This is a genomic window from Ensifer adhaerens (assembly GCF_013283195.1).
Lineage (GTDB): Bacteria > Pseudomonadota > Alphaproteobacteria > Rhizobiales > Rhizobiaceae > Ensifer > Ensifer adhaerens_G.
The window spans coordinates 975,051-998,680 of sequence record NZ_JABEKT010000001.1 but is presented as its reverse complement, the minus strand read 5'-3'; the positions used below and the strand labels follow the sequence as shown (position 1 = coordinate 998,680).

Genomic DNA, 23,630 nt, shown 5'->3' with positions numbered 1-23,630 from the left:
AGGCGGAACCCGACATGACCCATGTGATCATCACCGGCGGCTCGAGCGGCATAGGGCTGGCTATCGCATCGATCTATGCCAGTCGCGGCACGCGCCTCTCGCTGATCGCACGCTCCGCCGAGATCCTGAAACAGGCACAGGATGAACTCGCCGCGAAGGCATCGACAGTCGGGGACATCCGAATCGAGACGGCCGACGTTGCGAGGGAGGACGAAATCACCGCTGCCATCCATCGCTGCGAAGCCGCGTTCGGACCCTGCGACATCCTGGTGACCTCAGCCGGCGTCGTCGAGCCCGGCCGGTTCGAAGAGCTTGGCAGCACCGCGTTCCAGCGGCAAATGGACACGAATTTTTCCGGCACCGTCCATGCGGTGCGCGCGGTCTACGCCGGAATGACGCAACGCGGGCGTGGAAAAATCATGATGATCTCTTCCGGCGCCGGCCTTCTCGGCATTTACGGCTATTCCGCCTACTGTGCGTCGAAGTTCGCCGTTCACGGATTTGCGCAGGCGCTTCGTTCGGAGGCACGCGGGCACGGCGTAAACGTCTCCGTCTGCTTTCCACCCGACACTGAGACGCCGCAGTTTCAGCGCGAACTTGCCTTTCGCCCCGCCGAGGCGACCGCGGTCATGGGTACGGTCAGCCCGTGGCCGGCAGAAGCGGTTGCCGGCAAGATCGTCGACGGCATCGAGCGCGGGCGGTTCGAGATCTATTTTGGCCTCACACTTTTTCTCCTTGGCCGGTTCGGCCCGGCGGTCAGACCGGTTCTCAACTGGTGGTTCGACCGAGCGATCGCCCGCCGTAGCGGTGGAGTATCAAAGCGCGGTCGGTGACGGCGCTTGTGCGTGCCGACGATAGGTTCTAAGTCTCAGACCGTTCCCGTGCTGCATGAGGCGGTGTCGGCGTGCAAGAAAGCATGAAGGTTTCCGCTTGGCGTTACTCCCCGTTCAATTGCACGACTATCCGATAACGCTGACGATCTGTTGTTTCATCTTGTCCTGCGCGGTGATCTTCTTCACCGATCGCTTCGCACTGCCGAAGCGCGAGCGCCGGGCGAACCCTTCCCCCTTCGGGCGCAAACAGGACGTCATCGACGTCCTCGCCCGCTTGCCCGTCATCGCACTGGTGTTTGCCGGCTTCTTTGCAGGGTCCTGGCGGCCGCTCTATGCCGCCGCAGGCACGATGAGCTTCTTCATCATCTTCACCGGGATTTCGCGGGCCAAGTTCAAGTTCATCCGAGAGCCGCTGATCTTCTCCGACATCGCGCTTGTCGTCGATGTCTTCAAATACAAGACGATCTTCTATGCCAGCTCGCTGAACATCGTCTTCTGGACGGTCGCATTCCTCTATGTCTTCGGCGTTTCCGGGCTTTACCTGTATTTCGAACCGACGGTTCTGCCCGACCGCGGCAAGGCGTTCTGGATAATGGTCATGGTGGCGGTCGCTGCCGGACCGTGGCTTCTCCTGTTCTACGGCCCGGTGAACCGACCGACGGCGGCGCTCGTGCAACGGCTCGTCAAGGTGCTCGACGTCAAGATGAACACGGTGCGCTTCGGCACCTTCGGATCGGTCATCTTCCGCTTCATCATCTGGCTCGGCGTCAAGCGCGAGAAGATCGTCGCCGAACTCTCGGAAATCGTGCGGGCCGCCGTCCAGGACCTGATCGGTGACGATGGCTCGCCGCTGATCGTCGTCTGGCAATCGGAGTCCTTCATCGACATGCGACACTTCGGTGTCGATACCCTGAAGATGCCGACGCTTGACCGATTGCGGCGACAGGCCGCCCAATGGGGCCGCCTCAGCAGCGTCTTTGAGGGCGGCTATACACTGCGCACCGAATTTGCCGTCATCAGCGGCCTCGTGCCCGACGACATCCACGTGGATGCGAGCTACCCCTACCTGCGGGCATCGCACTATTCCGACGTCGTGTGGCCGGGAAAAATGAAGCGTGCCGGCTGGCACACCCATTTCATACATCCTTACGACCGCACCTTCTTCCTGCGCCACAAGGCGATGCCGCAACTCGGCTTTGCCGAGTTGACGATGCTCGACGGGTTCGACCATGTGCCCGCCCGTGATGGACCCTATGTCTCCGACGAGAAGCTCGCGACCAAGGTCATCGATGCCTGTGAGAAGTTGCCGGAAGACACGAGCGGTTTCGTTTTCGTCGCCTCGATGGCAAACCACGGCCCGTGGGAGCCGGGCCGCGTTGGCGACCTCACCAATCCGGTGGAAATCTACCTGGCGATCCTGGAGCAATCCGACGCGGCATTGAAGCAGTTGACAGATCGTCTCGACAAGCTCGACCGTCCCGTCTGGTTCGTCTTCTATGGCGATCATGCGCCGCTCTTGAAGTCTTTCGCCGACCCCTTCCCCGATCCGCGCACAGACTATTTCATCGTGCCGCTCGCCAAAGCAAAATCGGCGCATCATCGACCGGCCGAACCACAGGATGTGGCCGCCTGGGATCTGATCGAGGCGTTGCTCAACCACGCCAACCTCAAGAAGGACACGCTGCGTTAGCGGCGGCGGGACCATGGAAAACGCTGCGCCCGACACTCGCGGTTCAACCCAGCGGCCAAGCCGGCGGGTGTTCCTGTTCCTTCAAGGCCCGTCATCGCCGATCTTCCGCAAGATTGCCGATCGGCTCGAGCGTTACGGCCACACGTGCGTGCGGATCAACCTCAATGTCGGCGACCAGATTATCTGGCGGCGCAGAGGGGCGTTCAACTACCGCGGAAAACCGGAAGACTGGCCTGCCTATCTCGACCGCTTCATCGGCGCCCACCAAGTCACCGACATGATCCTGCTTGGTGAGGAGCGGCCCTATCATCAGGCAGCCACGGCGGTCGCGCGGCGTATGGGGGTTGCGATATCGATCGTCGAGATGGGGTATCTCAGGCCGGACTGGCTGACACTGGAGCGCGACGGCATGTCATCGAACTCCCACTTTCCGGCCGACGCTGGCCTGATCGTAGATGCCGCAAAGGATTTGCCGGAGCCGGATTGGCGCAAGCATTACAGCCAGACCTTTCTGGCCGACGCCAGCTACGACCTCCTCTACAATCTCCCCAATGTCTTCCTGTGGTTCCTGTTTCCGCATTACCGGCGTCATGCGATCTTTCATCCGCTGGCCGAGTATGCCGGCTGGATCCGCCGCCTTCTGACCGGAAAGCGGCGCACAGCCGAGGCCGAGGAGACCGTGCGTTCACTGCTTTCGCGACGCGTGCCTTACTTCGTCTATCCGCTGCAGCTCGAAACCGATTTCCAGTTGCGCGCCCACTCGCCGTTCCACAGTCAGAAAGATGCAATCGGCGAGATTCTGCGCTCGTTTGCAGATCACGCGGCTGAGAAAGCCAGCCTGGTCTTCAAGGTCCATCCGCTCGACAACGACCTGATTGCCTGGCGCAAGTTCATCGATGATGGGGCGGCCAAGCTTGGCCTTGCCGGGCGCGTATTCTATCTCGATGGCGGCAATCTGGATGTGCTGGCGGAGGCTAGCGCGGGCATGGTCACGGTCAACTCGACCGCGGGTCTGCATGCGTTGAAACAGGGGCGACCGGTCAAGGTGCTGGGTACCGCGGTGTTCGACATTGCCGGCTTGACGGACCAGCAGCCGCTGGACGACTTCTGGCAAGCGCCTGCTGCGCCTGACGCAGAGGTAAGCACCGCCATGTTCCGGCTGCTTGCCGCCTCGATCCAGGTTCGCGGCAATCTCTATTCGAAAGCAGGAACCGATGCCGGTGCGCAGGCGATCGCCGAGCGCCTGCACGAGAACACGGTCAATCAGCCGGGCGCCTTCGTCGATCCCCCGCCACGGCGCAAGCCGCTGAAAAAACAACGGCCAGCCTCGCTATCCGCCTAGGCCGGCCGTCAGGGATCAAAACGTTGACAGGGGTCAGACGACGCCGGCGCGGAGCAGGTCGTGAATGTGCAGGATGCCGACCGGAAGGCCCTCTTCGTCGACGAGGAACAGCACGGTCACCTTGTGATCCTGCATGAACTCCATCGCACCGCTTGCCAGAACATCGCCCCTGATGACGCGAGGGTTGCGCGACATCACCGCCTCGACGGTCTGCGCCAGCAGATCGCCCGACATGTGGCGACGCAAGTCGCCGTCGGTGATGACGCCGGCAAGCTTGCCGTCCTCGTCGACAATGCCGACAACGCCAAAGCCCTTGGAAGACATTTCGATGACCGCTTCGCTCATCGGGTGACCGACGCTCAAGAGCGGCACCTGTTCGCCCACATGCGCCAGCTCGCGCACGAGGCGCAGCTGTGCGCCGAGCTTGCCGCCCGGATGGAACGTCTTGAAGTCTTCGGCCGAGAAGCCGCGGCGCTCGAGCAGAGCAATGGCAAGCGCGTCGCCGACCGCAAGCTGCAGCATCGCCGACGTCGTCGGCGCCAACCCATGCGGACAGGCTTCCTGAACCTTCGGCAGAACGATCGGCACTTCGGAGTTGCGCGCCAGCACGCTATCACGGTTGGACGAGATCGAAACGATCGGCACCTTGAAGCGCTTGGCATAGGTGAGCATGTTGGCGAGTTCCGCCGTCTCGCCCGACCAGGACAACAGGATCAGCACGTCCTGCGACGTCACCATGCCGAGATCGCCATGGCTCGCTTCGGTCGGGTGGACGAAGTAGGCCGATGTGCCTGTCGACGCCATGGTCGCCGCCATCTTGCGGCCGATATGCCCGCTTTTGCCGATACCGGAAACGACAACGCGGCCCTGGCTTTCGCCGATGAGTTCGATCGCCTCGACCATGCTTTGGGCAAACGCCGTATCGGCGCCGAGGTGATCGGAGAGCGCCTTGATACCGGCCATCGCCGTCGTCAAAGTCCTGCCGACCGACTCCAATGCAGCCAAACCGCGCCGCTCATCCGCTGATGCGTGTCTCAAACCCATTGTGTTTCCATTCCCGCAAAGACGTTTGCGCCGGCTAGTAGCGGCGTTTCTCAGATCCATTGCAGGCAGATAGGCGCTTTTTCTTGGCAAACCAAGCCGAAGCCGTCGAGTTTGCGCAGGAAATCCCGCAAAGAAGACGTTTTCGTCAGCCGACGCGCTTTTCTTCCGGCGCTTCGAGCGGCATCGACTTGTCGGCCGCAAACTCTTCAAGCGTCATGGAATCGAGAATAGAGGCAACCGCGTCGCGCACGGTGGTCATCGAGACGCGGACCTGACAGGTCTCCGGATCGTTGCAATCCTCGCAGACCTCGTAGGCCGTGCGGCTGGCACAGCGGATCGGCGCGAGCGGGCCGTCAAGCGTACGGATGACATGGCCGATGCGGATTTCTGCCGCCGGGCGCGACAGCGAATAGCCGCCACCTGGGCCCTTCTTCGAGCGAAGCATGCCGGCGTTGCGCAGTTCCAGCAGGATGGTGTCCAGAAACTTCTTCGGGATGTTGTTGCGCTGGGCGATCTCGGTGATGAAAGCCGTCTCTCCGGGCTCCAGTCGCGCCAGGTCGACAAGAGCCTTCAATCCGTACTTTCCCTTCTTCGTCAGCATTCCGGCAAGCTTCCCCTGCGGCTCCCTCAAAAACGGGAATCATCCGCGCAAACGCAATCGTGTGTTTGGCATAGCACAAGAAACGTGCGGCCAACACACAATTGTGGCGCGGAATCAACGCAAAACCTGGTCTTTAAACCTGCCCGACATGCGGGATACGGCCGCCGTCTGTACTACGCCGCGGCCGCATCACCATGACGCTCGGTTGGCATGGTCTGGCGGGCGAGCAGATGGCGGATGGCCGCGCGGGCTTCGTCAGCCGAGCGGAACCGCTGTGCGTCCAGATCCCAGACATGGTACTTGACTGCGAGAAACTTGAAACGGCCTTCGTCCGGGACGACGACCCCGACGGCTTCGCCGCCATATTCGATAACCTGCTTGCTCATGCAAATAACGCTCCTTCCACACCCGAAGGCGCGGACATTTCAATTTCGGCAAAGGATGAATTTCGAGAGTTCGAGGATCACATTCGGCAGAGGCGAATGAGACGTTTCTTCACTGTTGCACGACAATGGGAACGCGTGCCGAAGAAGGCGGCGGTCGAGACGGTTTCGGACATGTCACACTCCTTTGGCTTGTGTCCGGCATCGCAATGCCGGAGCGGTTCATGAACAACCGTGAGGCGGACTCATCCGCTTCACAGAGCTGCAAACTAGAATAATCTACCAATTCCGTCAATTAAAAAGATGATGTTGCGAAAAATATTTCTCAACCCATCAAATTTTAGGGGGTCAGGATGCAATATCCGTTCTCCCGATCCGAAACCGGAGGCCCTCACTATCTAGGAAGCGTCGAATCAACCTGCAAGGGCGAGGGTGATAAAGACAGCACTTTCGGACAAAAAAGGGGCGGCCCATGAGGCCGCCCCTTCACGTTTTGTATCCTTGGACCTGAGTTCAGGCTGCCGGAGCACCCGGCTGCGTGCTTCCCGTGCCGGTGCGGGTCGCTTCGCGATCCTTCCACCAGCGATTGAGGAACAACAGAATCGGCCCGCCGATATAGATCGAAGACGTCGTCGCGACGATAACGCCGAAGATCATCGGCCAGGCGAAGCTCTTGACCGCGTCGCCGCCCCAGATCGCCATCGGCACCAGCGACAGCGCGGTGGCCATCGAAGTGAAGATGCATCGCGCGATCACCTGGTTGATGCTCATGTCGATGAGATCGGAGAACGGCATCGACTTGTACTTGCGCAGGTTCTCGCGCATGCGGTCATAGACCACGACCTTGTCGTTGACGGAGTAACCGATCATCGTCAGCAGCGCCGCGATGGCCGTCAGGTTGAAGTCGATACCGGTCAGCGCGAAGAAGCCGATCGTCTTGGTGATGTCGAGCAGCAGGACCGCGATCGCGCCGACGGCGAAGTGCCATTCGAAGCGGAACCAGATGTAGAGCAGGATCGCCACCATCGCGAGACCGACGGCCAGGAAGCCCGATTTTGCCAGTTCCGTGCTGATCGTCGGGCCGACGACTTCCGTCCGCTCGAAGGTCACGTCGGAGATGGTCTGTACCGCCGCGTCCTTGATCTTGTTGAGGGCTACCGTCTGTTCCTGCTCGCCGCCCGGCTGACGCTGGACGCGGATCAGGACCGACTTGTCCTGGCCGAACTCCTGCAGCGCCACTTCGCCGATATTGAGCGATTCAAGGCTGTGGCGCAGCGCCGGCAGGTCGAGCGTCTGCTTCGACGTCGCCTCCACCTGGATACCGCCGACGAAGTCGATGCCGTAGTTGAGGCCCGGCGTGAAGAACAGCACGACCGAGCTTATCGACAGGAACGCCGACATGCCGATGGCGACAAAGCGCCCCTTCATGAAGGAGAAGCTCGGCAGCTTCGGAACCTTGCCGAAGAGCGAGGGAATCTCGAGCTTCTTCATCTTCCGGCGCACGACGACTTCGCGCATCATCAGGCGCACGACGGTCACCGACGTGAACATCGAGATGACGATGCCGAGCATCATCGTGACGGCGAAGCCCTTGACCGGTCCGGAACCGAAGGCAAACAGCAGCAAGGTGCCGGAGAGCGTGGTGACGTTGGAGTCGATAATCGTCGCGTAAGCTTTGTTGAAGCCGATATCGAGCGCCTTCATGGCGCCGGCACCGCCTTCGGTTTCTTCACGGATACGGGCATTGATCAGAATGTTGGCGTCAACCGCCATGCCGATGCCGAGGATGATACCGGCGATACCGGGAAGCGTCAGCGTCGAGCCGATCATGCCCAGCACACCGATCGTCAGGATGGTGTGCAGCACCAGACCGACATTGGCGATCATGCCCCATGCGCCGTAGAGCACGACCATGAGGGTGACGACCAGGCCAAAACCGGCAAGGCCGGTGAAGATGCCCATGCGGATGGAATCGCTGCCGAGGTTCGGGCCGACCGAGCGTTCTTCGATCACCGTCAGCGGGGCCGGCAGAGCGCCCGAGCGCAAGAGCGCCGAAAGAACCGTTGCCGATTCCGCCGTGAAGTTGCCGCTGATCTGGCCGCGGCCGCCGATGATCGGCTCGTTGATGACGGGAGCCGTCAACACCTTGCCGTCGAGCACGATGGCGAAGGGCCGGCCGACATTGTCGCGGGTGATTTCAGCAAACTGGCGGGCGCCGAGTGAATCGAAGGTAAAATCGACAATCGGCTGGTTCGTCCGCTGGTCGAAGCCAACCTTGGCGTCCGAAAGTCGCTCGCCAGAAAGCGCGACACGGCTCTCCACCGCATATCGGTTGTTGTCGTTGGCGCCCGGCAGGATATCAACGCCGCGCGGCGGAGGCTGGGTCAGGTCCGTGGTCTGATCGACCATGTGGAAGCTCATCTGGGCGGTCGAGCCAAGGAGCTGGCGCAGGCCTGTCGGGTCCTGGAGACCCGGGAGCTGGACAAGGATGCGGTTTGCGCCGATGCGCTGGATCAGCGGTTCGGCGACACCGACGGTATCGACGCGCCGGCGGATGATCTCGAGGCTCTGCTCGACCGCCTTGGTCATGCGGTCGGAAATGCCTGCCTCCGTCAGCGCGACGGTGATGACATCACCGCTTGTCGCCACCTCGATCTCCGGAGCGGAACCGCCGAAGCCGATCGCGCTAACCGGCGTTGCCAGCTCCTGCAGTTTCGGCTGGACTTTTTCCCGATCAGCCGGATCCGCAAGCGTCACGGTGATCGTATTGCCGCTGATGCGCGCCGAGGAGGCCGATACGCGCTCGGTGCGAAGTACCCGGCGGACGTCGTCCAGGAGCGAGTTCAATCTGGCCTGCCGCAGCCCGTTGCCATCGACCTCAAGGACGAGATGGGAACCGCCGCGCAGGTCGAGACCGAGGGTGACAGGCTTGACCGGCAGCCAGGCGCCGAATTGCTCGCGTTGTGCCGGCGAGAGAACGTTTGGTAGCGCCGCTATGCATCCGAAAAGGATGACAGCGACATAGGCGAAAATCGCCCATTTGGATGTACGCATGTTGTGGTTCCAAGAGAGCCTGTGCGGGCGTCGAGCGCATCGTCAGGACTTTGTTTCATTGGGGGCACGAGCAGGATCGCAGGGATCGTCGTGCCCGAATATCGGTGTCGATCAGGCGCGCGGAGGCGCGCGGATTTGCGGACCGCGGTTCGACAAGCCGTCGGTGAAGGCAACGCGGCCAAAGGCGAGATCTTCGCCCAGCGGCTCGAACGGTAGAAGGATGACCGACGCAAACAGCATCGGTGAGGCGCCGTCGCCGGTCGCGGATTTGGCATCCTTGCGTTCGGCGGTAAAGCGCAGGTCCGACACCGGGGTCGCGCGCGAAATCTGGCGCGCGGCGGGGTGGTCTGAAGGAACGGTATCGGTGGAGGCGAGATTGCCCGCCTGCTGTTCGGCCGAAAGACGCGAGGAAACCCCCTGCCCCACGACGATCAGCTGCATGGCCAGAGAAGCACAGAACAGCCACAGGACGGCGATTAGCCGGCCGGCAAACTTGCCTCTGTTGCCACCACACACTGGGTCCATTCGGGACGCCGCCCCTTCCTCGGCGCTTGGCGCCTGAAAGTTCAATTCAGCCGGAATGCAGCAAATCTAGCCGAAGAACATGGCCGGAATCGAGCACGAGGCGCTCTTAACACCATTGCGGACGCGAAATGTCAAATTTCGCGCCGCGCAAAAGGTGTCTGGGTCGTCAGTTTACGCGGTTGCGCCGGTCGTGGTGACCTGATGGATCTCGATCAGAGACGGCCCGTTGCGCGCACCGGCATCGGCCAGCGCCCGCGAAAGGTCGGTGACCGAGCCCAGCCTTTCCGCCTCGATGCCATAAGCCTTGGCGGCGAGAATGAAGTCCGGCGCGGACGGCCTGACGCCCTCGGGAGTCACCCCGGTCTCGATCATGTAGGACTCGATCTCCTGGTAGCCGTCATTGTTCCAGACGAGGAAGACCACCCGCGCCTGAACGTCGACGGCAGAGCCGATTTCGGCAAGCGAGAACTGGAAACCGCCGTCGCCGACAAGGCAGACAACGGGTCGCGACGGATCGGCCACGGCAGCGCCGACGGCAGCCGGCGGGGCGTAGCCGAGCGCGCCGTAACCGGTCGCCGAATTGAACCAGCTGCGCTGACGCGGCGCATCGCAATAAAGGTTGCCGGCGTAGACCGCCTGGGTGGAATCGCCGACGATGGTGCAATCGGGCAGCGCCTTGTAGACCGCATCGACCACGGCGATCTCGGCCCGCATCTTGGCCGTCAGTTCCTTCAGCGCCGCCTTTCGCGCGACCTCGGCGCGGGCTGCCCCATCCTTCGGCGCATGCCCCGGCAGGAAGGCGAGAATGCCCGCCGTTGCCGTCTTGGCGCCGGAGAGGATCGAAAGTGCGGCATGCGGGCCGCGGGCGAGCTGTGCCGCGTCGATGTCGGTGCGGATCAGGTTGCGCAGCACCGGAAAGCCGCCATCGGCGTACATGTCGTAGTCGGTCTGCCCCATCTCGGTGCCGAGTGCCAGAACGAGATCGGCTTCCTTCAGCAGCGATCGCACCGCCTTGAGGCTGGGGCTTGCGGGAACCCGCAACGGACTGCCGGCGAGCATGCCGCGCGCATTGACCGTGGTAACGACGGGCGCGCCGATCTGTTCGGCAAGCGACCTCACCTCCGCCTCGGCAGTGAGGGCACCGCCGCCGCAAATGATGACGGGACGGCTCGCGTCGGCGCAGAGGATGGCGGCTTGCTGCAGCGTCTCGCTGTCGGAGCGCGGGCGCGTGGCTGCGGCCGAGCGGATGGTCTTCGGCTCGATACGCGCCGTCATGACATCCGTCGGGATCTCGATATGCACCGGCCCTGGCCGACCGGACAGAAGCACCGAGAAAGCCCGGTCGACAACGAAAGGCAGATCGTCTGGATTGAGCAAGGTGTGCGAATAGAGCGCCAGCGTCTTGATCATGCCGTGCTGGTCGGGAAGCTCGTGCAACAGCCCACGGCCATGGCCGAGCGAATCGCGACGGTTGACGCCAGAGATCACCAGCATCGGGATCGAATCCTGCCGCGCCTGCGCCATGGCGGTGATGGTGTTGGTCAAACCCGGCCCGGTGATGACAAGGGCAACACCCGGCTTGCCGCTGACGCGGGCATAGCCGTCGGCCATGAAGCCGGCGCCCTGCTCGTGTCGGGGCGTAACGTGACGGATCTTCGACGCGGCCAGGCCGCGATAGAGCTCGACCGTATGGACGCCTGGAATGCCGAAGACCACCTCGACGCCATTGGCCTCGAGCAGATCGACCAGGGCTTCGCCTACCGTTTTCGTGGTCATGCGCGGCGCTCCTTTCGCAGTGTGGCGCGCTCGGCAAGCGCGGTGATGCGGCGGCAGGCCTCGTCGATGTCCTTGTCGGGCACGGTCAGGCTCATCCGTAGGTAGTTCTGCGCCTCATCGCCGAAGGAGGATCCGGGCATCACCGCGACCCCCTCTTCCTCCAGCAGCGCCCAGGCGAAGGCCTCGCCCGACATGCCCGTTGCAGAGACATCGATCAGCGTGAACATGCCGGCCTCCGGAGGCAGGACCAGAATGCCTGGTGCACTGGCAAGGCCATCGACGACGCGGCGCGAGCGCGACTTGTAGCTCTCGCGCATCCGCCGCGCCGTATCGATGTCATGTGTCAGCGCATAGGCCGTCATATCGGCAATGAACGGCTGCACGCCAAAAAGCATAGTTTCCGACACCGGCAGCAGCCGGCTGGTAAATTCCGCCGGTCCGACGGCCCAGCCGCTGCGAAAACCTGGAGCTGCATGCGACTTGGAGATCGATGAGACGACGATGGTGCGCTCGGCCAGATCCGGATTGTCGAACGGAGAGGCGAACACGGCGTCGAACACCAGCTCCTCATAAACCTCATCGCAGACGATCCAGAGGTCGTGGCGGCGCGCGACCTCGCCGATCTCGGCGATTTCGGCAGCGGTCAGCACGGCGCCCGTTGGATTGTGCGGCGTGTTGAGCAGCAGCACCTGGCATTCCGGCGTGATTGCCTTTTCGATATCGGCGGCCTGCATGTGGAAACCGAATTCCGGCTTCAGCGGCACCAGCACCTGATGCGCACCCGTCGACTGGATGACGCCCTCGTAAGTGGCGTAGAGCGGATCGCCGACGAGGACGGCATCGCCAGCCTCGACCAAGCCCAGCATGACGCTGAAAAGTGCGGTCTGCGTGCCCGGGAAGCAGAGGACGTTTTCCATCGTCACATCGGCGCGACGACGGCGATACTTCTCGACGAGCGCGGCCACGACCGCGTGCTCGCCGCGGCCGTTGGAGTAGCGATAACGACCGGCATTCATGGCGCGCTGGCATTCGTCAATGAGCGCACGGTCCGGCGGTACGTCCGGCTCGCCGATCGTCAGCTCGATGATATCGGCACCACCCGCCTTCAACTGGCGCGCACGGATGTGCAGCGACCATTTTCCCGAACCGAGGTCTGCGAGCCGATCGGTGATCGAGGCGTAGCGCATGGTGTTCTCTCCCGTTTTCATTGTTTGTCACTGCCGATCGACGCGCCGAGCAGCGCCTCGACCGAGGCCATGGCGATGGCGACCAGTTCGCCCTCGCGGAACAGGTCTCCCGCCAGGCATCCTTCGATCCACAGGCCATCGACAAGACCGTTGATCGCGATCGCGTAGGCGCGGCAGGTTTCTGCGTCGGCCGGCTTGTTCTTCAAGGTGAGGAAGTCGGCCAGCAGATCCTGCAGCGTGTTGCGGAAGGTCACATAGCCGTCGCGGTGGATTTCGGCGAGGATCGGGTCGACGCGCACCTGGCTGATGAAAGCCGCCCAGAGCGATATGCTGCGGCTGTCGGCAACCGGCTCGGTCAGGTTGATGGCAATGAAGTCCCTCAACCGTGTTTCCGGATCGCCTTCGACATGAGCCGCCTTGTCGGTCAAGGAAGCGATCACCGCGCGGTAGGCCTCGGCGACCATCTGGTCTTTCGATTCGAAATAGTGCCGGACCAGCCCAGCCGTCACCCCGGCACGAATGGCAATCTGGCGGACCGTCGCGCCCTTCAGGCCAAACTCGGCGATGCAGTCGAGCGTCGCTTCGATCAGTTCCTGGCGGCGTTCTCCCTCGGGGGCCCGGTGAAACGTGCGGCGATTCATGCCGCCATCCGCGCTGCAATTCGGGCCCGGGGGCCGGCGAACGGGTTCGTCAAATCCTTCGAGCGAAACGGGCGCATGGAGGCTCCTTCAGGGAAATTCGGGTAGGCGGCGGGCGATAAAAAAAACGACGATACGCATTATTATACGCTTGAACAATAGCGACACAAGTGCAACCATGCCTGCCAACAAACACCGTGACAAGCCAAAGATGCTGCGCGGAAAGACGACAGGGGAACTGTTTCATGCCTTCAAAAAATGCTCGCAGAGCCATGGGAGCGGCGCGCCGATGACGGATGCGGCCCAGGCAATCGCGGTCACTGACCTGCACAAGCGTTTCGGGCCATTGGAAGTGCTGAAGGGAGTTTCGCTCACGGCGAAACAGGGCGACGTCATCGCCATCATTGGCGGCAGCGGCTCCGGCAAATCGACCTTCCTGCGCTGTATCAACATGCTGGAACTGCCCTCTGCCGGCACCGTCAGCGTGCACGGCGAAAAGATCCGGATGAAGCCGGACGGGCGCGGCGGACTTGTGCCGGAAGATCGCAAACAGGTCCAGCGCCTGCGCAGCCAGCTCGGCATGGTGTTCCAGAGCTTCAATCTCTGGCAGCACATGACCATCCTTGAAAACGTGATCGAGGCGCCGATCCACGTGCTCGGCAAACCGAAGGCCGAGGCGATCGCGACGGCCGAAACCCTGCTCAAGCGTGTCGGGCTCTATGAGAAGCGCGATGCCTATCCGGCCTTCCTCTCCGGCGGCCAGCAGCAGCGCGCCGCCATTGCCCGCGCACTTGCCATCCAACCGCTGGTCATGCTCTTCGACGAGCCGACCTCGGCGCTCGATCCGGAGCTGGTCGGCGAAGTGCTTTCGGTCATCGGCGATCTCGCCCGCGAAAAGCGCACGATGATCCTCGTCACCCACGAGATGAAGTTCGCGCGCGACGTCGCCAATCACATCGTCTTTCTGCACAACGGCGTCATCGAGGAGCAAGGCCCACCGGAGGCCATCTTCGGCGCGCCCAGATCCGAAAGGCTCAAGAAGTTCATCAGCTCCATTCACTGAATTCAGCAATGCTCAACAACCAAAAAAGGGGAACAGCATGAAGAAGACATTGAAAGTCCTGGCGGTCGCAGCCGCCATTGCCGTCAGCGGCGGCATCGCCGCTTCGGCGGAAGCCCTGAAGGTCGGCGTCGCCGCCGAACCTTACCCGCCCTTCACCGCGCCAGATGCCAGCGGCAAATGGGAAGGCTGGGAAGTCGAACTCATGAACGCTGTCTGTGCGGAAGCAAAGCTCGAATGCGTGCTGACGCCGGTCGCCTGGGACGGCATCATTCCGGCGCTGACATCGAAGAAGATCGACATGATCATGAGCTCGATGTCGATCACCGACGAGCGGCTGAAGACGATCGACTTCTCCGACAAGTACTACAACACGCCGACCGGCGTCATCGGCACCAAGGGCGTGGATTTCAAACCGACACCGGAAGGCCTTGCCGGCAAGACGATCGGCGTCCAGGTCTCGACCGTGCACCAGGCCTATGCCGCCAAGCATTTCGCCGCGGCCGGCATCGAGGTCAAGGAATACCAGACGCAGGACGAGGCCAACAACGATCTGGCCGCCGGACGCGTGGACGCTGTCCAGGCGGACGCGATCGCGCTCAAGGCTTTCCTTGCCACCGACCAGGGCAAGGAGTGCTGCGACTACAAGGGTGACGTCGCCGAAGACGTGGCCGTGATCGGCCCGGGCGTCGGCGTCGGCCTGCGCAAGGGCGAGACCGAGCTCAAGGACAAGCTCAATGCCGCGATCAAGGCGATCCGCGACAACGGCACCTACGACACGTTCTCGAAGAAGTACTTCGACTTCGACATCTACGGCGAATAAGGCACAGCCGGCCGGCAGTCATTGAGGCTGCCGGCCGATGCCTTCGGAGGTCGAAGACGCATGGCATCGGATTCTATCGTCAATTGGAGCCTGCTTGCGCTCTCCGCGCCCGGTTGGGGCGGAGTGCTGCTGCAGGGTTTCGTCAACTCGATCCAGATCGCCATTGGCGGTTTTGCGCTCGGCCTGACGCTCGGCGTCGGCGGCGCCTTCGGCAAGCTCTATGGCGGGCCGATCCTGCGTGATCTGCTCGAATGCTACACCACGGTCGTCAGGGCTGTGCCAGAGCTGGTGCTCATCCTCCTGCTCTATTACGCCGGCACCGATCTCCTGAACCAGTTGCTCGCACTGTTCTCGATCGGCCCCGTCGACATCAGCGGCCTGATGGCCGGCATCTTCGTCATCGGCGTGGTGCAGGGCGCCTATTCCACCGAGGTGCTTCGCGGTGCGATCAAGGCTGTTCCGGCCGGTCAGATAGAGGCCGCGCGCGCCTATGGCATGTCACCACTGAAGGTGCTGCGGCGCATCACCCTGCCGGCGATGCTACCCTACGCCATCCCCGGCCTCTCCAATCTCTGGCTGATCGCCACCAAGGACACGGCGCTTCTGGCGGTCGTCGGCTTCAGCGAGCTGACGCTGGTCACACGCCAGGCCGCGGGCACGACCAAGGCCTATCTCCTGTTCTTCCTCGCCGCAGGCGCGCTCTATCTGGCGCTGACGCTCGTTTCCAACATCTTCATCGGCATGCTGGAACGGCATGCGAGGCGCGGTTTCGCGGAGCAGCGATGACGGATCAAACCACCCACGCCGTCGCCTTTACCCCCGAAGACCTGCCGACCGCGCGCAGCTTCTTCCAGCCACATCGCATCGTGATGATGCTGGTCTTCGCCGCCTTCGTCGTCTGCGTCGCCGTCTTCATGCGCTGGGACTGGCTGCCCCGCTACCTGCCACGGCTCGGCTGGGGCATTCTCGTCAGCCTGGTGATGCTGTTCAGCACCGCGATCCTCGGCTTCCTGCTCGCCGTGCCGATCGGGCTCGCGCAGGTGACCGGCCCCTGGTTCTTCAAGCTGCCGGCAAAGGTGTTCTGCACCGTGATTCGCGGCACGCCGCTGCTCTTGCAGCTCTGGCTGCTCTATTACGGGCTAGGCTCGCTGTTCCCGCAGTTTCCCGCCATCCGCCAATCCTTCCTCTGGCCCTATCTGCGCGAGGCGTGGCCCTATGGCGTCGCGGCGCTGACGATATCCTTCGCCGCTTACGAAGGCGAAGTGATGCGCGGCGCCTTCGCCGGCGTTCCCGCCGGCGAGCTGGAGGCGGCGAAAGCCTATGGCATGAGCCGTTGGACGATGTTTCGCCGCATCTGGCTGCCGCGCGCCATCCACCGCGCATTGCCGACACTCAACGGCGAAACGGTGCTGCAGCTGAAATCGACGCCGCTGGTGGCAACGATCACCGTCGTCGACGTCTACGCCGTCATCTCCAAGGTGCGGCAGGAGACGTTCCTGACCTACGAGCCGCTGCTGTTGCTCGCACTCATCTACATGTGCCTCACCGGCATTCTGGTGGTGGCCTTCCGCACATTCGAAAACCGCATACCAACCCGTGGTGCCTGACATGAAGCTTTCCTCGTCGATCGACAACGCCATGCCGGAGCTTGTCGCCATCCGCCACGACCTGCATGCCCATCCGGAACTGGGGCTGGAAGAGACGCGGACCTCGGCCTTCATCGGGCGGCACCTTGCCGAACTCGGCTACGAGGTGACGACTGGGCTTTCAAAAACCGGCGTCGTCGGGACCCTGCGCAACGGCAGCGGATCGCGCTCGATCGGCATCCGCGCCGATATCGACGCGCTGCCGATCCTGGAGGAAACCGGCCTCGGCTACGCCAGCAAGACACCAGGGCTGATGCATGCCTGCGGGCATGACGGCCACACGACGATGCTGCTCGGAGCGGCGCGCGCGCTTGCCGAACGGCGCAATTTCGATGGCACCATTCACCTGATCTTCCAGCCGGCCGAGGAAAATTTCGGCGGCGCCAAGATCATGATGGACGAAGGGCTGTTTGAGAAATTCCCCTGCGATGCCGTCTTCGCCCTCCACAACGAACCGGGCCTGCCCTTTGGACAATTTGCCCTGCGCGAAGGGCCGATCATGGCGGCGGTCGACGAAGCGCGCATCACCGTGCACGGCCGCGGCGGCCATGGCGCCGAACCGCAGGAGACGGCGGATCCGATCGTCTGCGGCGCCTCGATCATCATGGCGCTGCAATCGATCGTCTCGCGCAACATCCACCCGATGGATCCGTCGGTCGTCACCGTCGGCGCCTTCCATGCGGGTTCGGCCAGCAACATCATCCCGGAGCGCGCCGAAATCGTCGTCGGCATCCGTTCCTTCGATCCCGGCGTTCGCGACGAACTGGAGCGCCGCATCCGCATGATCGCAGAGGCACAAGCCACGAGCTTCGGCATGCGCGCAACGGTCGACTACCTGCGCAGCTACGACGCGACGATCAACCACAAGGCAGAGACGGATTTCGTCCGCGATCTTGCCGTTCGTTTCGCTGGCGCCGACAAGGTGATCGATCTCGAGCGCCCCTTCATGGGCAGCGAGGATTTCGCCTATATGCTGCAGGAGCGGCCAGGGACCTATTTCTTCCTTGGCTCGAAAGTGTCGGGCGAGGAAAAGCCGCTCCACCATCCTGCCTATAATTTCAACGACGATCTTCTGCCGATCGGCGCCGCCTTCTGGACCGAGCTCGCGGAGGCCTATCTGCCGACCCGGTGAACGCCGGCCCTTCGACCGCAATGCATGTCGAATTTCTTCGCGCCGTCCATCACCGGCGCGCCCGCTCCCTTTTGCCGCAAGCGAGACATTGCCGCAGTGTGACAACGTGGCGGCCGGTCTAACATTGACCTTTGGCAATTTTGGCGCAGATTCAAGCGCATGCTGAAACGCGGATGCAACCACAGGATTGGCCCCGCCGTGAAAGGCATTGTGCAATGCCTGGGATCACAATGATCCGAGGCTGAAAGTGTGCAGCAGACAGAGAGTTGCAGCGGTCTTTGCGCGCCAGAACACGCGCACGACGCTGCATGTCTGAAAGGATTGTGCCGTGTTTGAAAGTTTCGATGCGACGATACTTGCCCGCATCCAGTTCGCCTTCACCGTCTCGTTCCACATCATCTTCCCCGCCTTTTCGATCGGGCTTGCGAGCTACCTTGCGGTGCTTGAAGCGTTGTGGCTGTGGAAGAAAGACGAGGTCTATCTCGAACTCTTCAATTTCTGGAAGACGATCTTTGCCGTCGCCTTCGGCATGGGCGTCGTCTCCGGCATCGTCATGTCCTATCAGTTCGGCACCAACTGGAGCGTCTTTTCCGACAAGGCCGGACCGATCATCGGGCCACTGATGGGCTATGAGGTGCTGACCGCCTTCTTCCTCGAGGCGGGCTTCCTCGGCGTCATGCTCTTCGGCCTCAACCGCGTCGGCCCGAAGCTGCATTTTCTGGCAACCGTGATGGTCGCGATCGGCACGCTGATCTCGGCCACCTGGATCCTTTCGGCAAATTCGTGGATGCAGACGCCGAGAGGCTTTGAAATCAACGACGTCGGACAGTTCGTACCGGTCGACTGGTGGGCAATCGTCTTCAACCCATCCTTCCCCTATCGCCTGGTGCACATGGTGCTTGCCGCCTACCTGACGACAGCCTTCGTCGTCGGCGCCTGCGGCGCCTGGCACCTGATCCGCAAGACCGCGCCGCGCCGCGCGCGAAAAATGTTCTCGATGGCGATGTGGATGGCGGCGATCGTCGCGCCGATCCAGATCTTTGCCGGCGACATGCACGGCCTAAACACGCTGGAGCATCAGCCGGCCAAGGTGATGGCGATGGAAGGCCACTACCAAAGCCACCCGGAAGGGGCTCCGCTCATTCTCTTCGGCATTCCCAACTCTGCCGAGAAGCGCGTCGACTACGCCATCGAGGTGCCGAAGCTGTCCAGCCTGATCCTGAAGCACGATCTCAATGCGCCGCTTGCCGGCCTCGACACCATTGCCGAGGAGCTGCATCCGCCTGTCGGTATCGTCTTCTGGTCCTTCCGCATCATGGTCGGCCTCGGCTTCGCCATGCTCGGGATCGGGCTCTGGAGCCTGTGGTGTCGGTATCGCGGCACGCTTGACAGCAATGCCTGGCTGCATCGCGCAGCCGTCGTGATGGGACCGGCCGGCTTTGTCGCCGTGCTTGCCGGCTGGGTCACCACCGAAGTCGGCCGCCAGCCCTATACGGTCTACGGACACCTTTTGACGAAGGATTCGGTCGCACCGATTGCAGCACCCGCCGTCGGCGCTTCGCTGCTTGCCTTCATCATCGTCTACTTCTTCGTTTTCGGCGCCGGCACCTTCTACATCCTGCGGCTGATGGCGCGACTGCCGCGTGACCCGACACCCGATCTCGACGAGGGCCCGATCCGCACGGCCGGTGCCGCCATCGCCAACCCCCATGGAGGCCATCATGGACATTGATCTGCCGCTGATCTGGGCCGGCATCATCGCCTTTGCGGTGCTCGCCTATGTCATCCTCGACGGGTTCGACCTCGGTGTCGGCATCCTCTTCCCATTCTTTCCGCAGAAGCACGATCGCGACGTGATGATGAACTCGGTCGCACCGGTCTGGGACGGCAACGAGACCTGGCTTGTACTCGGCGGCGGCGGCCTGATGGCGGTGTTTCCGCTCGCCTACGCCACCATCCTGCCGGCTCTCTACGCGCCCATCATCGCCATGGTCATCGGCCTCATCTTCCGCGGGGTCGCCTTCGAGTATCGCTGGCGCACGCGGCGCGCCGAATATCTCTGGAACTGGGCCTTTGCCGGGGGCTCGATGCTCGCCGCCTTCGCGCAAGGCATCACGCTCGGGGCATTGGTTCAGGGGATCCCCGTCGAGAACCGTGCTTATACTGGCGGCTGGTGGGACTGGTTGACGCCGTTCTCGATCATGACAGGTATTGCCGTCGTCGTCGGCTATGCGTTGCTCGGCGCCACCTGGCTTGTCATGAAGACCCATGGGGACCTTGCGGATCGCGCCCGCAGCCTGGCCCTCAAATGTTCATTCGGCACGGTCGCCGCCATGGGCATCGTCAGCCTGTGGACACCGTTCCTCGAGCCGCTCTATCTGCAGCGCTGGTTCGGCTGGCCGACGGCCATCTTCAGCATCATCGTGCCGCTCCTGGTGCTTGGCTGCCTATACCTCTTGATTTCAGGCATCAGGACCCGCCATGACAGCAGGCCGTTCCTTGCCGCGCTCGGGCTGTTCGTGCTTGGCTATGCCGGCATCGGCATCAGCTTCTTTCCCTACATCGTACCGCCATCGCTGACGATCTGGGATGCGGCGGCACCCGACGCGAGCCTGTCCTTCCTGCTTGCCGGCGCCCTGGTGCTGGTGCCGATCATCCTTGCCTATACCGGCTATGCCTATTGGGTCTTCCGCGGCAAGATCGACCCGGAGGAGGGTTACCATTGAAGAGCGAAACGGGAACCGGCCGAAAGCTTCTTTGGTTCGTCGGGCTGTGGTGTGCGGGCGTCGCTACCGTCACCGTCATCGGGCTCGTGATCAAGCTGATGATCGGCACCTGATTGTAATCGTTCGGTGACAGGGCAAAAAGCCTCGCTCAAGCTTGGCGGGTTAGCTTTCCTCAACACGTCAGCAGGCGATCGCCGCGGACGGAGACAGGACCGCACCCTCCTCCCCCGCCAAGCGATCGCCTGCTGAGGTGACCACCATCCTGGTGGCGCCTGGACCGTGCGACCCTGTTGCCTCTTCTCAGATCACCCGCCGTTTGTTAGCAGTGCGCCGCAAGAGCGCCGCGTGCCCATGCGGGCGCACGGCATCCGTGCCGCAACCGGACGAGACAGATGCAAAAGACCCCAGCCGAATGCACTGATATGGCCGATGTGCGCGCCGAGATCGATCGGCTCGATCAGGCGCTGATGGCGCTTTTCGCCGAGCGCTGGGGCTATATCGACCGCGCCGCCGAGATCAAACGACCACTGAAGCTGAAGGCCGATATTCCGGCACGGGTGATGGAAGTGCGGGAAAATGCCCGCAAGAATGCAGAAAGCCAGGGTCTTGATCCAGCTTTCTACGAGGATATCTGGGCACGGCTGATCAACCACGCCATCGCGCACGAGCAGAAGATACTGGGCGAGACGGACGGCGACGATCAAGCGCCCTGATCGAGCAACTCACACCAGTCGGATCAGAGGACGCGCCAGATCGTAGCTGTTCTTGCGGGCAAGATGTTCTTCCCAGGCGAATGCACTCTGGACGATCTCTTCAAGGCTTGCATGCCTTGGCAGCCAATCCAGCTTCAGCCGCGCCAGCGACGGATCGGCGACGATGCGAGCGATATCGCCCGGCCGCCGCGGCCCATGCTCGACTGTGATGTCACGACCGGAGAGGCGCCTGATGGTGTCGATGACCTGCAACACGGAAAAACCCTCGCCATAGCCGCAATTGCTGACCAGTGGCTCCCCGCCAGCCCTGAGATAGGCAAGCGCACGCATATGAGCTTCGACCAGATCCGTGACGTGGATGTAATCGCGCACACCGGTGCCATCCGCTGTTGGATAGTCGGTTCCGTAGATGTCGATCTTCGACCTTTTGCCGAGCGCAGCCTCGCAGGCGACCTTGATCAGATGCGTCGCTCCCGTGGTCGACTGGCCGGTTCGGCCCTTGGGGTCGGCGCCGGCAACATTGAAATAGCGCAGCACCACATAGCGGAATGCATGCGCAGCCGCCGCATCCCGCAGCATCAGTTCGGCCATCAGCTTCGACAGTCCGTATGGGCTTTCCGGGTGGGGTGTCGCCGTCTCGCGCACCGGGTCTTCACCGTCCTGGCTACCGTAAACGGCGGCCGTCGACGAAAAGACGAAATGACCGATACCCGCCTTTACGCCGGCCTCGATCAACGTGCAGGTATTGGCAGTGTTGTTTTGGTAGTAGGCCAATGGATGGGCAACGGATTCCGGCACGATCGCAGAGCCTGCAAAATGCACGATCGCGTCAATCGCGTGTTCCTCAAAGATCCGCGCCAGCAAGGCCTTGTCGCCGACGTCGCCGCGATAGAAGCGTGCCTCGGGTGGTACGGCCCAGCGAAAACCGGTCGACAGCCGATCGAGCACGACCACATCCTCATGCGCGTCGAGCAACGCCCACGTCATGTGACTGCCGATATAGCCGGCACCGCCCGTTACCAACACGGCCATTCGCTGCGTCCCATTCCCTAGACCATCGCAGACAGCAAAGCCCATCGATGCTTTCGGAATAGGTAAAGGCGGCACGCCCGCACGGTCGCGTGGCTACAATTCCTTGGTGTAGAGTTAAGAAAGGGTCACACCGGGAACCCGCGGGCCGAAACGCCCACGGGCCGAGGCCAGGACGGAGGCTCAGCGGCCGAGAATGTAATTCTGCAGGCGGCTTGCCGCTTCGGCGACCTGCGCCGGATCGCGCAGGAAGCAGGCGCGCATGAACAGCGAACCGCCATCGCCGAAGGCTGTTCCCGGCGCAAGCCCGACGCCCGTCTTGTCGACGATGTCGATGGCGGCTGCGCGCGAATCCGTGACGCCGTCGATCTTGAGGAACGTGTAGATCGCGCCGTCGGGCTTCAGAGTCTCGACCCGATTGGTGGCAATCAGCGCGTCGCAAAGCAGGTCACGGCTCTGTGCCGCCTTGGCAATGTTGGCGTCGACGAAGGCATCGCCCTCGTCCAGAGCCACGACGGCGCCGCGCTGCATGAACTGCGCAACGCCCGAGGTCGCGTATTGCACGAGGTTTTCAAGCACCTGGCCGATTGCCGGCGGCGCCACGATCCAGCCGACACGCCAGCCGGTCATCGACCAGTTCTTGGAGAAGGAGTTGACGAAGATGATGCGCTCGTCATCGTCCATCACGTCGAGGAAGGAAGGTGCCCGGCCGCCGGCGTAATGATAAAGCGCATAGATCTCGTCGGCGACGATCCACAGGCCGTGTTTGCGTGCAAGGCCAAGAATCGCGCGGAGGTCGTCATGGCTCGCGGTCCAGCCGGTCGGGTTCGACGGCGTGTTGATGAACAGGGCCTTGGTCTTCGGGCCTATCGCCGCTTCGAGCCGCTCGAGGTCGAGTTGCCACATGCCGTTTTCGAAACGGAGTTGCACCGGGACCGGCTTGGCGCCTGATAGTTCGGCAGCGGCGGCAAAGTTCGGCCAGGCGGGGGTCAGAAGCACCATTTCATCGCCCGGCGAGGTAATGGCCTCGATCGCAAGCTTGATCGCCTGCATGCCCGAGCCGGTAACGTAGAAATGGTCCGGAGACAGACCCTTCTGGAACCGGCGCTGATAGTAGCGCGACAGCGCCTCGCGCAATGGTGGGATGCCGCGCTGCCAGGTGTAGAAGGTCTCACCCGCGAGCAGCGCTTCGCTGGCCGCCTCGGAAATGAAGGCTGGCGTCGAAAGATCGCCTTCACCCACCCAGAGCGGGATCAAACCGTCGCGCCCACGGGCATAATTCACAACCTCGACGATGCCGCTTTCCGGCGCTGCGAGTGCACGGGGGCTGATGGTGGTCATGATGGTCATCGACGGGCTCCTGGATCACGACGATCTTGGGACGGATCGTCCTCAAGATCATAAACGTGAACGATTCTCATATGTTAG

General features: G+C 62.5%; 21 protein-coding genes. 11 read left to right on the top strand and 10 right to left on the bottom strand.

The features are described 5' to 3' along the window. Positions 1-14 precede the first annotated feature (14 nt). The 3 genes from LPJGGPFB_RS04690 to LPJGGPFB_RS04680 are packed head-to-tail and all read left to right on the top strand — an operon-like array spanning position 15 to position 3,865. Positions 15-833, top strand: a complete 819-nt coding sequence (locus tag LPJGGPFB_RS04690; protein WP_173418958.1) for an SDR family oxidoreductase — start codon at positions 15-17, stop codon at positions 831-833. A gap of 55 nt (positions 834-888) precedes the next feature. After that, positions 889-2,523: an LTA synthase family protein gene (locus tag LPJGGPFB_RS04685; protein ID WP_173418957.1), complete on the top strand. Its 1,635-nt coding sequence runs from the start codon at positions 889-891 to the stop codon at positions 2,521-2,523. Positions 2,524-2,536: 13 nt separating this feature from the next. Further along, positions 2,537-3,865: a capsule biosynthesis protein gene (locus tag LPJGGPFB_RS04680; RefSeq protein WP_173418956.1), complete on the top strand. Its 1,329-nt coding sequence runs from the start codon at positions 2,537-2,539 to the stop codon at positions 3,863-3,865. A gap of 33 nt (positions 3,866-3,898) precedes the next feature. On the opposite strand, the gene LPJGGPFB_RS04675 is transcribed toward LPJGGPFB_RS04680, so the two are convergent. The 8 genes from LPJGGPFB_RS04675 to LPJGGPFB_RS04640 form a co-directional block, all read right to left on the bottom strand. After that, entirely contained in the window at positions 3,899-4,909 is a 1,011-nt protein-coding gene (locus tag LPJGGPFB_RS04675; RefSeq protein ID WP_173418955.1) for a KpsF/GutQ family sugar-phosphate isomerase, read from the bottom strand. A gap of 145 nt (positions 4,910-5,054) precedes the next feature. Beyond that, positions 5,055-5,510: an RrF2 family transcriptional regulator gene (locus LPJGGPFB_RS04670; RefSeq protein ID WP_053248737.1), complete on the bottom strand. Its 456-nt coding sequence runs from the start codon at positions 5,508-5,510 to the stop codon at positions 5,055-5,057. A 173-nt stretch (positions 5,511-5,683) separates the two neighbouring features. Continuing rightward, on the bottom strand, positions 5,684-5,896 hold the full coding sequence (locus tag LPJGGPFB_RS04665) for a hypothetical protein (RefSeq protein ID WP_077502841.1): 213 nt from the start codon (positions 5,894-5,896) through the stop codon (positions 5,684-5,686). A gap of 510 nt (positions 5,897-6,406) precedes the next feature. Further along, positions 6,407-8,947: a protein translocase subunit SecD gene (secD, locus tag LPJGGPFB_RS04660; protein ID WP_173418954.1), complete on the bottom strand. Its 2,541-nt coding sequence runs from the start codon at positions 8,945-8,947 to the stop codon at positions 6,407-6,409. A gap of 111 nt (positions 8,948-9,058) precedes the next feature. Continuing rightward, positions 9,059-9,472, bottom strand: a complete 414-nt coding sequence (locus tag LPJGGPFB_RS04655) for a hypothetical protein (RefSeq protein WP_173418953.1) — start codon at positions 9,470-9,472, stop codon at positions 9,059-9,061. 171 nt (positions 9,473-9,643) lie between these two features. Beyond that, positions 9,644-11,248, bottom strand: a complete 1,605-nt coding sequence (locus tag LPJGGPFB_RS04650; protein ID WP_173418952.1) for a 5-guanidino-2-oxopentanoate decarboxylase — start codon at positions 11,246-11,248, stop codon at positions 9,644-9,646. Beyond that, positions 11,245-12,435 carry a pyridoxal phosphate-dependent aminotransferase gene (locus tag LPJGGPFB_RS04645; protein ID WP_173420948.1) on the bottom strand — a complete coding sequence of 397 codons (1,191 nt, stop codon included), beginning with the start codon at positions 12,433-12,435 and terminating at the stop codon, positions 11,245-11,247. Before LPJGGPFB_RS04645 ends, LPJGGPFB_RS04650 begins: the two co-directional genes overlap by 4 nt. Before the next feature lie 17 nt (positions 12,436-12,452). Then, positions 12,453-13,076: a TetR family transcriptional regulator C-terminal domain-containing protein gene (locus LPJGGPFB_RS04640; protein WP_173418951.1), complete on the bottom strand. Its 624-nt coding sequence runs from the start codon at positions 13,074-13,076 to the stop codon at positions 12,453-12,455. Positions 13,077-13,362: 286 nt separating this feature from the next. On the opposite strand from LPJGGPFB_RS04640, the gene LPJGGPFB_RS04635 reads away from it, so the two are divergent. The 8 genes from LPJGGPFB_RS04635 to LPJGGPFB_RS04600 all read left to right on the top strand — a co-directional run bounded on the left by LPJGGPFB_RS04635 (position 13,363) and on the right by LPJGGPFB_RS04600 (position 21,173). After that, entirely contained in the window at positions 13,363-14,136 is a 774-nt protein-coding gene (locus LPJGGPFB_RS04635) for an ABC transporter ATP-binding protein (protein ID WP_173418950.1), read from the top strand. 37 nt (positions 14,137-14,173) lie between these two features. Continuing rightward, on the top strand, positions 14,174-14,956 hold the full coding sequence (locus LPJGGPFB_RS04630; protein ID WP_077502847.1) for a transporter substrate-binding domain-containing protein: 783 nt from the start codon (positions 14,174-14,176) through the stop codon (positions 14,954-14,956). Positions 14,957-15,016: 60 nt separating this feature from the next. Next, positions 15,017-15,742 (top strand): ABC transporter permease, encoded by a 726-nt coding sequence (locus LPJGGPFB_RS04625; RefSeq protein ID WP_115418528.1) that lies wholly within the window; start codon positions 15,017-15,019, stop codon positions 15,740-15,742. Then, positions 15,739-16,563: an ABC transporter permease gene (locus LPJGGPFB_RS04620; protein WP_173418949.1), complete on the top strand. Its 825-nt coding sequence runs from the start codon at positions 15,739-15,741 to the stop codon at positions 16,561-16,563. Before LPJGGPFB_RS04625 ends, LPJGGPFB_RS04620 begins: the two co-directional genes overlap by 4 nt. 1 nt (position 16,564) lies before the next feature. After that, positions 16,565-17,734, top strand: a complete 1,170-nt coding sequence (locus LPJGGPFB_RS04615; protein WP_173418948.1) for a M20 aminoacylase family protein — start codon at positions 16,565-16,567, stop codon at positions 17,732-17,734. A gap of 328 nt (positions 17,735-18,062) precedes the next feature. Further along, positions 18,063-19,466: a cytochrome ubiquinol oxidase subunit I gene (locus LPJGGPFB_RS04610; protein WP_173418947.1), complete on the top strand. Its 1,404-nt coding sequence runs from the start codon at positions 18,063-18,065 to the stop codon at positions 19,464-19,466. Next, the gene (cydB, locus tag LPJGGPFB_RS04605) at positions 19,456-20,460 is read left to right on the top strand and encodes a cytochrome d ubiquinol oxidase subunit II (RefSeq protein WP_173418946.1); all 1,005 of its coding nucleotides are present in this window, start codon (positions 19,456-19,458) and stop codon (positions 20,458-20,460) included. The genes LPJGGPFB_RS04610 and cydB overlap by 11 nt, the downstream gene beginning before the upstream one ends. A 392-nt stretch (positions 20,461-20,852) precedes the next feature. Beyond that, complete coding sequence (locus LPJGGPFB_RS04600) at positions 20,853-21,173, top strand: chorismate mutase family protein (protein ID WP_173418945.1); 321 nt, start codon at positions 20,853-20,855, stop codon at positions 21,171-21,173. 9 nt (positions 21,174-21,182) lie between these two features. Here LPJGGPFB_RS04600 and galE read toward each other — a convergent pair whose 3' ends face one another. Beyond that, positions 21,183-22,205: a UDP-glucose 4-epimerase GalE gene (gene galE, locus LPJGGPFB_RS04595; protein WP_173418944.1), complete on the bottom strand. Its 1,023-nt coding sequence runs from the start codon at positions 22,203-22,205 to the stop codon at positions 21,183-21,185. A gap of 180 nt (positions 22,206-22,385) precedes the next feature. Further along, positions 22,386-23,552, bottom strand: a complete 1,167-nt coding sequence (locus LPJGGPFB_RS04590; protein WP_173418943.1) for a pyridoxal phosphate-dependent aminotransferase — start codon at positions 23,550-23,552, stop codon at positions 22,386-22,388. Between the last annotated feature and the right edge of the window lie 78 nt (positions 23,553-23,630).

Excerpts from the sequence above, each read along its gene's own strand:
- secD (WP_173418954.1), bottom strand. The coding sequence starts at position 8,947 with ATGCGTACATCCAAATGGGCGATTTTCGCCTATGTCGCTGTCATCCTT.
- LPJGGPFB_RS04590 (WP_173418943.1), bottom strand. The coding sequence starts at position 23,552 with ATGACCATCATGACCACCATCAGCCCCCGTGCACTCGCAGCGCCGGAA.
- LPJGGPFB_RS04600 (WP_173418945.1), top strand. The coding sequence starts at position 20,853 with ATGCAAAAGACCCCAGCCGAATGCACTGATATGGCCGATGTGCGCGCC.
- LPJGGPFB_RS04665 (WP_077502841.1), bottom strand. The coding sequence starts at position 5,896 with ATGAGCAAGCAGGTTATCGAATATGGCGGCGAAGCCGTCGGGGTCGTC.
- galE (WP_173418944.1), bottom strand. The coding sequence starts at position 22,205 with ATGGCCGTGTTGGTAACGGGCGGTGCCGGCTATATCGGCAGTCACATG.
- LPJGGPFB_RS04630 (WP_077502847.1), top strand. The coding sequence starts at position 14,174 with ATGAAGAAGACATTGAAAGTCCTGGCGGTCGCAGCCGCCATTGCCGTC.
- LPJGGPFB_RS04635 (WP_173418950.1), top strand. The coding sequence starts at position 13,363 with ATGACGGATGCGGCCCAGGCAATCGCGGTCACTGACCTGCACAAGCGT.
- cydB (WP_173418946.1), top strand. The coding sequence starts at position 19,456 with ATGGACATTGATCTGCCGCTGATCTGGGCCGGCATCATCGCCTTTGCG.
- LPJGGPFB_RS04640 (WP_173418951.1), bottom strand. The coding sequence starts at position 13,076 with ATGAATCGCCGCACGTTTCACCGGGCCCCCGAGGGAGAACGCCGCCAG.
- LPJGGPFB_RS04620 (WP_173418949.1), top strand. The coding sequence starts at position 15,739 with ATGACGGATCAAACCACCCACGCCGTCGCCTTTACCCCCGAAGACCTG.
- LPJGGPFB_RS04650 (WP_173418952.1), bottom strand. The coding sequence starts at position 11,248 with ATGACCACGAAAACGGTAGGCGAAGCCCTGGTCGATCTGCTCGAGGCC.
- LPJGGPFB_RS04625 (WP_115418528.1), top strand. The coding sequence starts at position 15,017 with ATGGCATCGGATTCTATCGTCAATTGGAGCCTGCTTGCGCTCTCCGCG.
- LPJGGPFB_RS04615 (WP_173418948.1), top strand. The coding sequence starts at position 16,565 with ATGAAGCTTTCCTCGTCGATCGACAACGCCATGCCGGAGCTTGTCGCC.
- LPJGGPFB_RS04685 (WP_173418957.1), top strand. The coding sequence starts at position 889 with ATGAGGCGGTGTCGGCGTGCAAGAAAGCATGAAGGTTTCCGCTTGGCG.
- LPJGGPFB_RS04670 (WP_053248737.1), bottom strand. The coding sequence starts at position 5,510 with ATGCTGACGAAGAAGGGAAAGTACGGATTGAAGGCTCTTGTCGACCTG.
- LPJGGPFB_RS04655 (WP_173418953.1), bottom strand. The coding sequence starts at position 9,472 with ATGGACCCAGTGTGTGGTGGCAACAGAGGCAAGTTTGCCGGCCGGCTA.
- LPJGGPFB_RS04675 (WP_173418955.1), bottom strand. The coding sequence starts at position 4,909 with ATGGGTTTGAGACACGCATCAGCGGATGAGCGGCGCGGTTTGGCTGCA.
- LPJGGPFB_RS04690 (WP_173418958.1), top strand. The coding sequence starts at position 15 with ATGACCCATGTGATCATCACCGGCGGCTCGAGCGGCATAGGGCTGGCT.
- LPJGGPFB_RS04680 (WP_173418956.1), top strand. The coding sequence starts at position 2,537 with ATGGAAAACGCTGCGCCCGACACTCGCGGTTCAACCCAGCGGCCAAGC.
- LPJGGPFB_RS04645 (WP_173420948.1), bottom strand. The coding sequence starts at position 12,435 with ATGCGCTACGCCTCGATCACCGATCGGCTCGCAGACCTCGGTTCGGGA.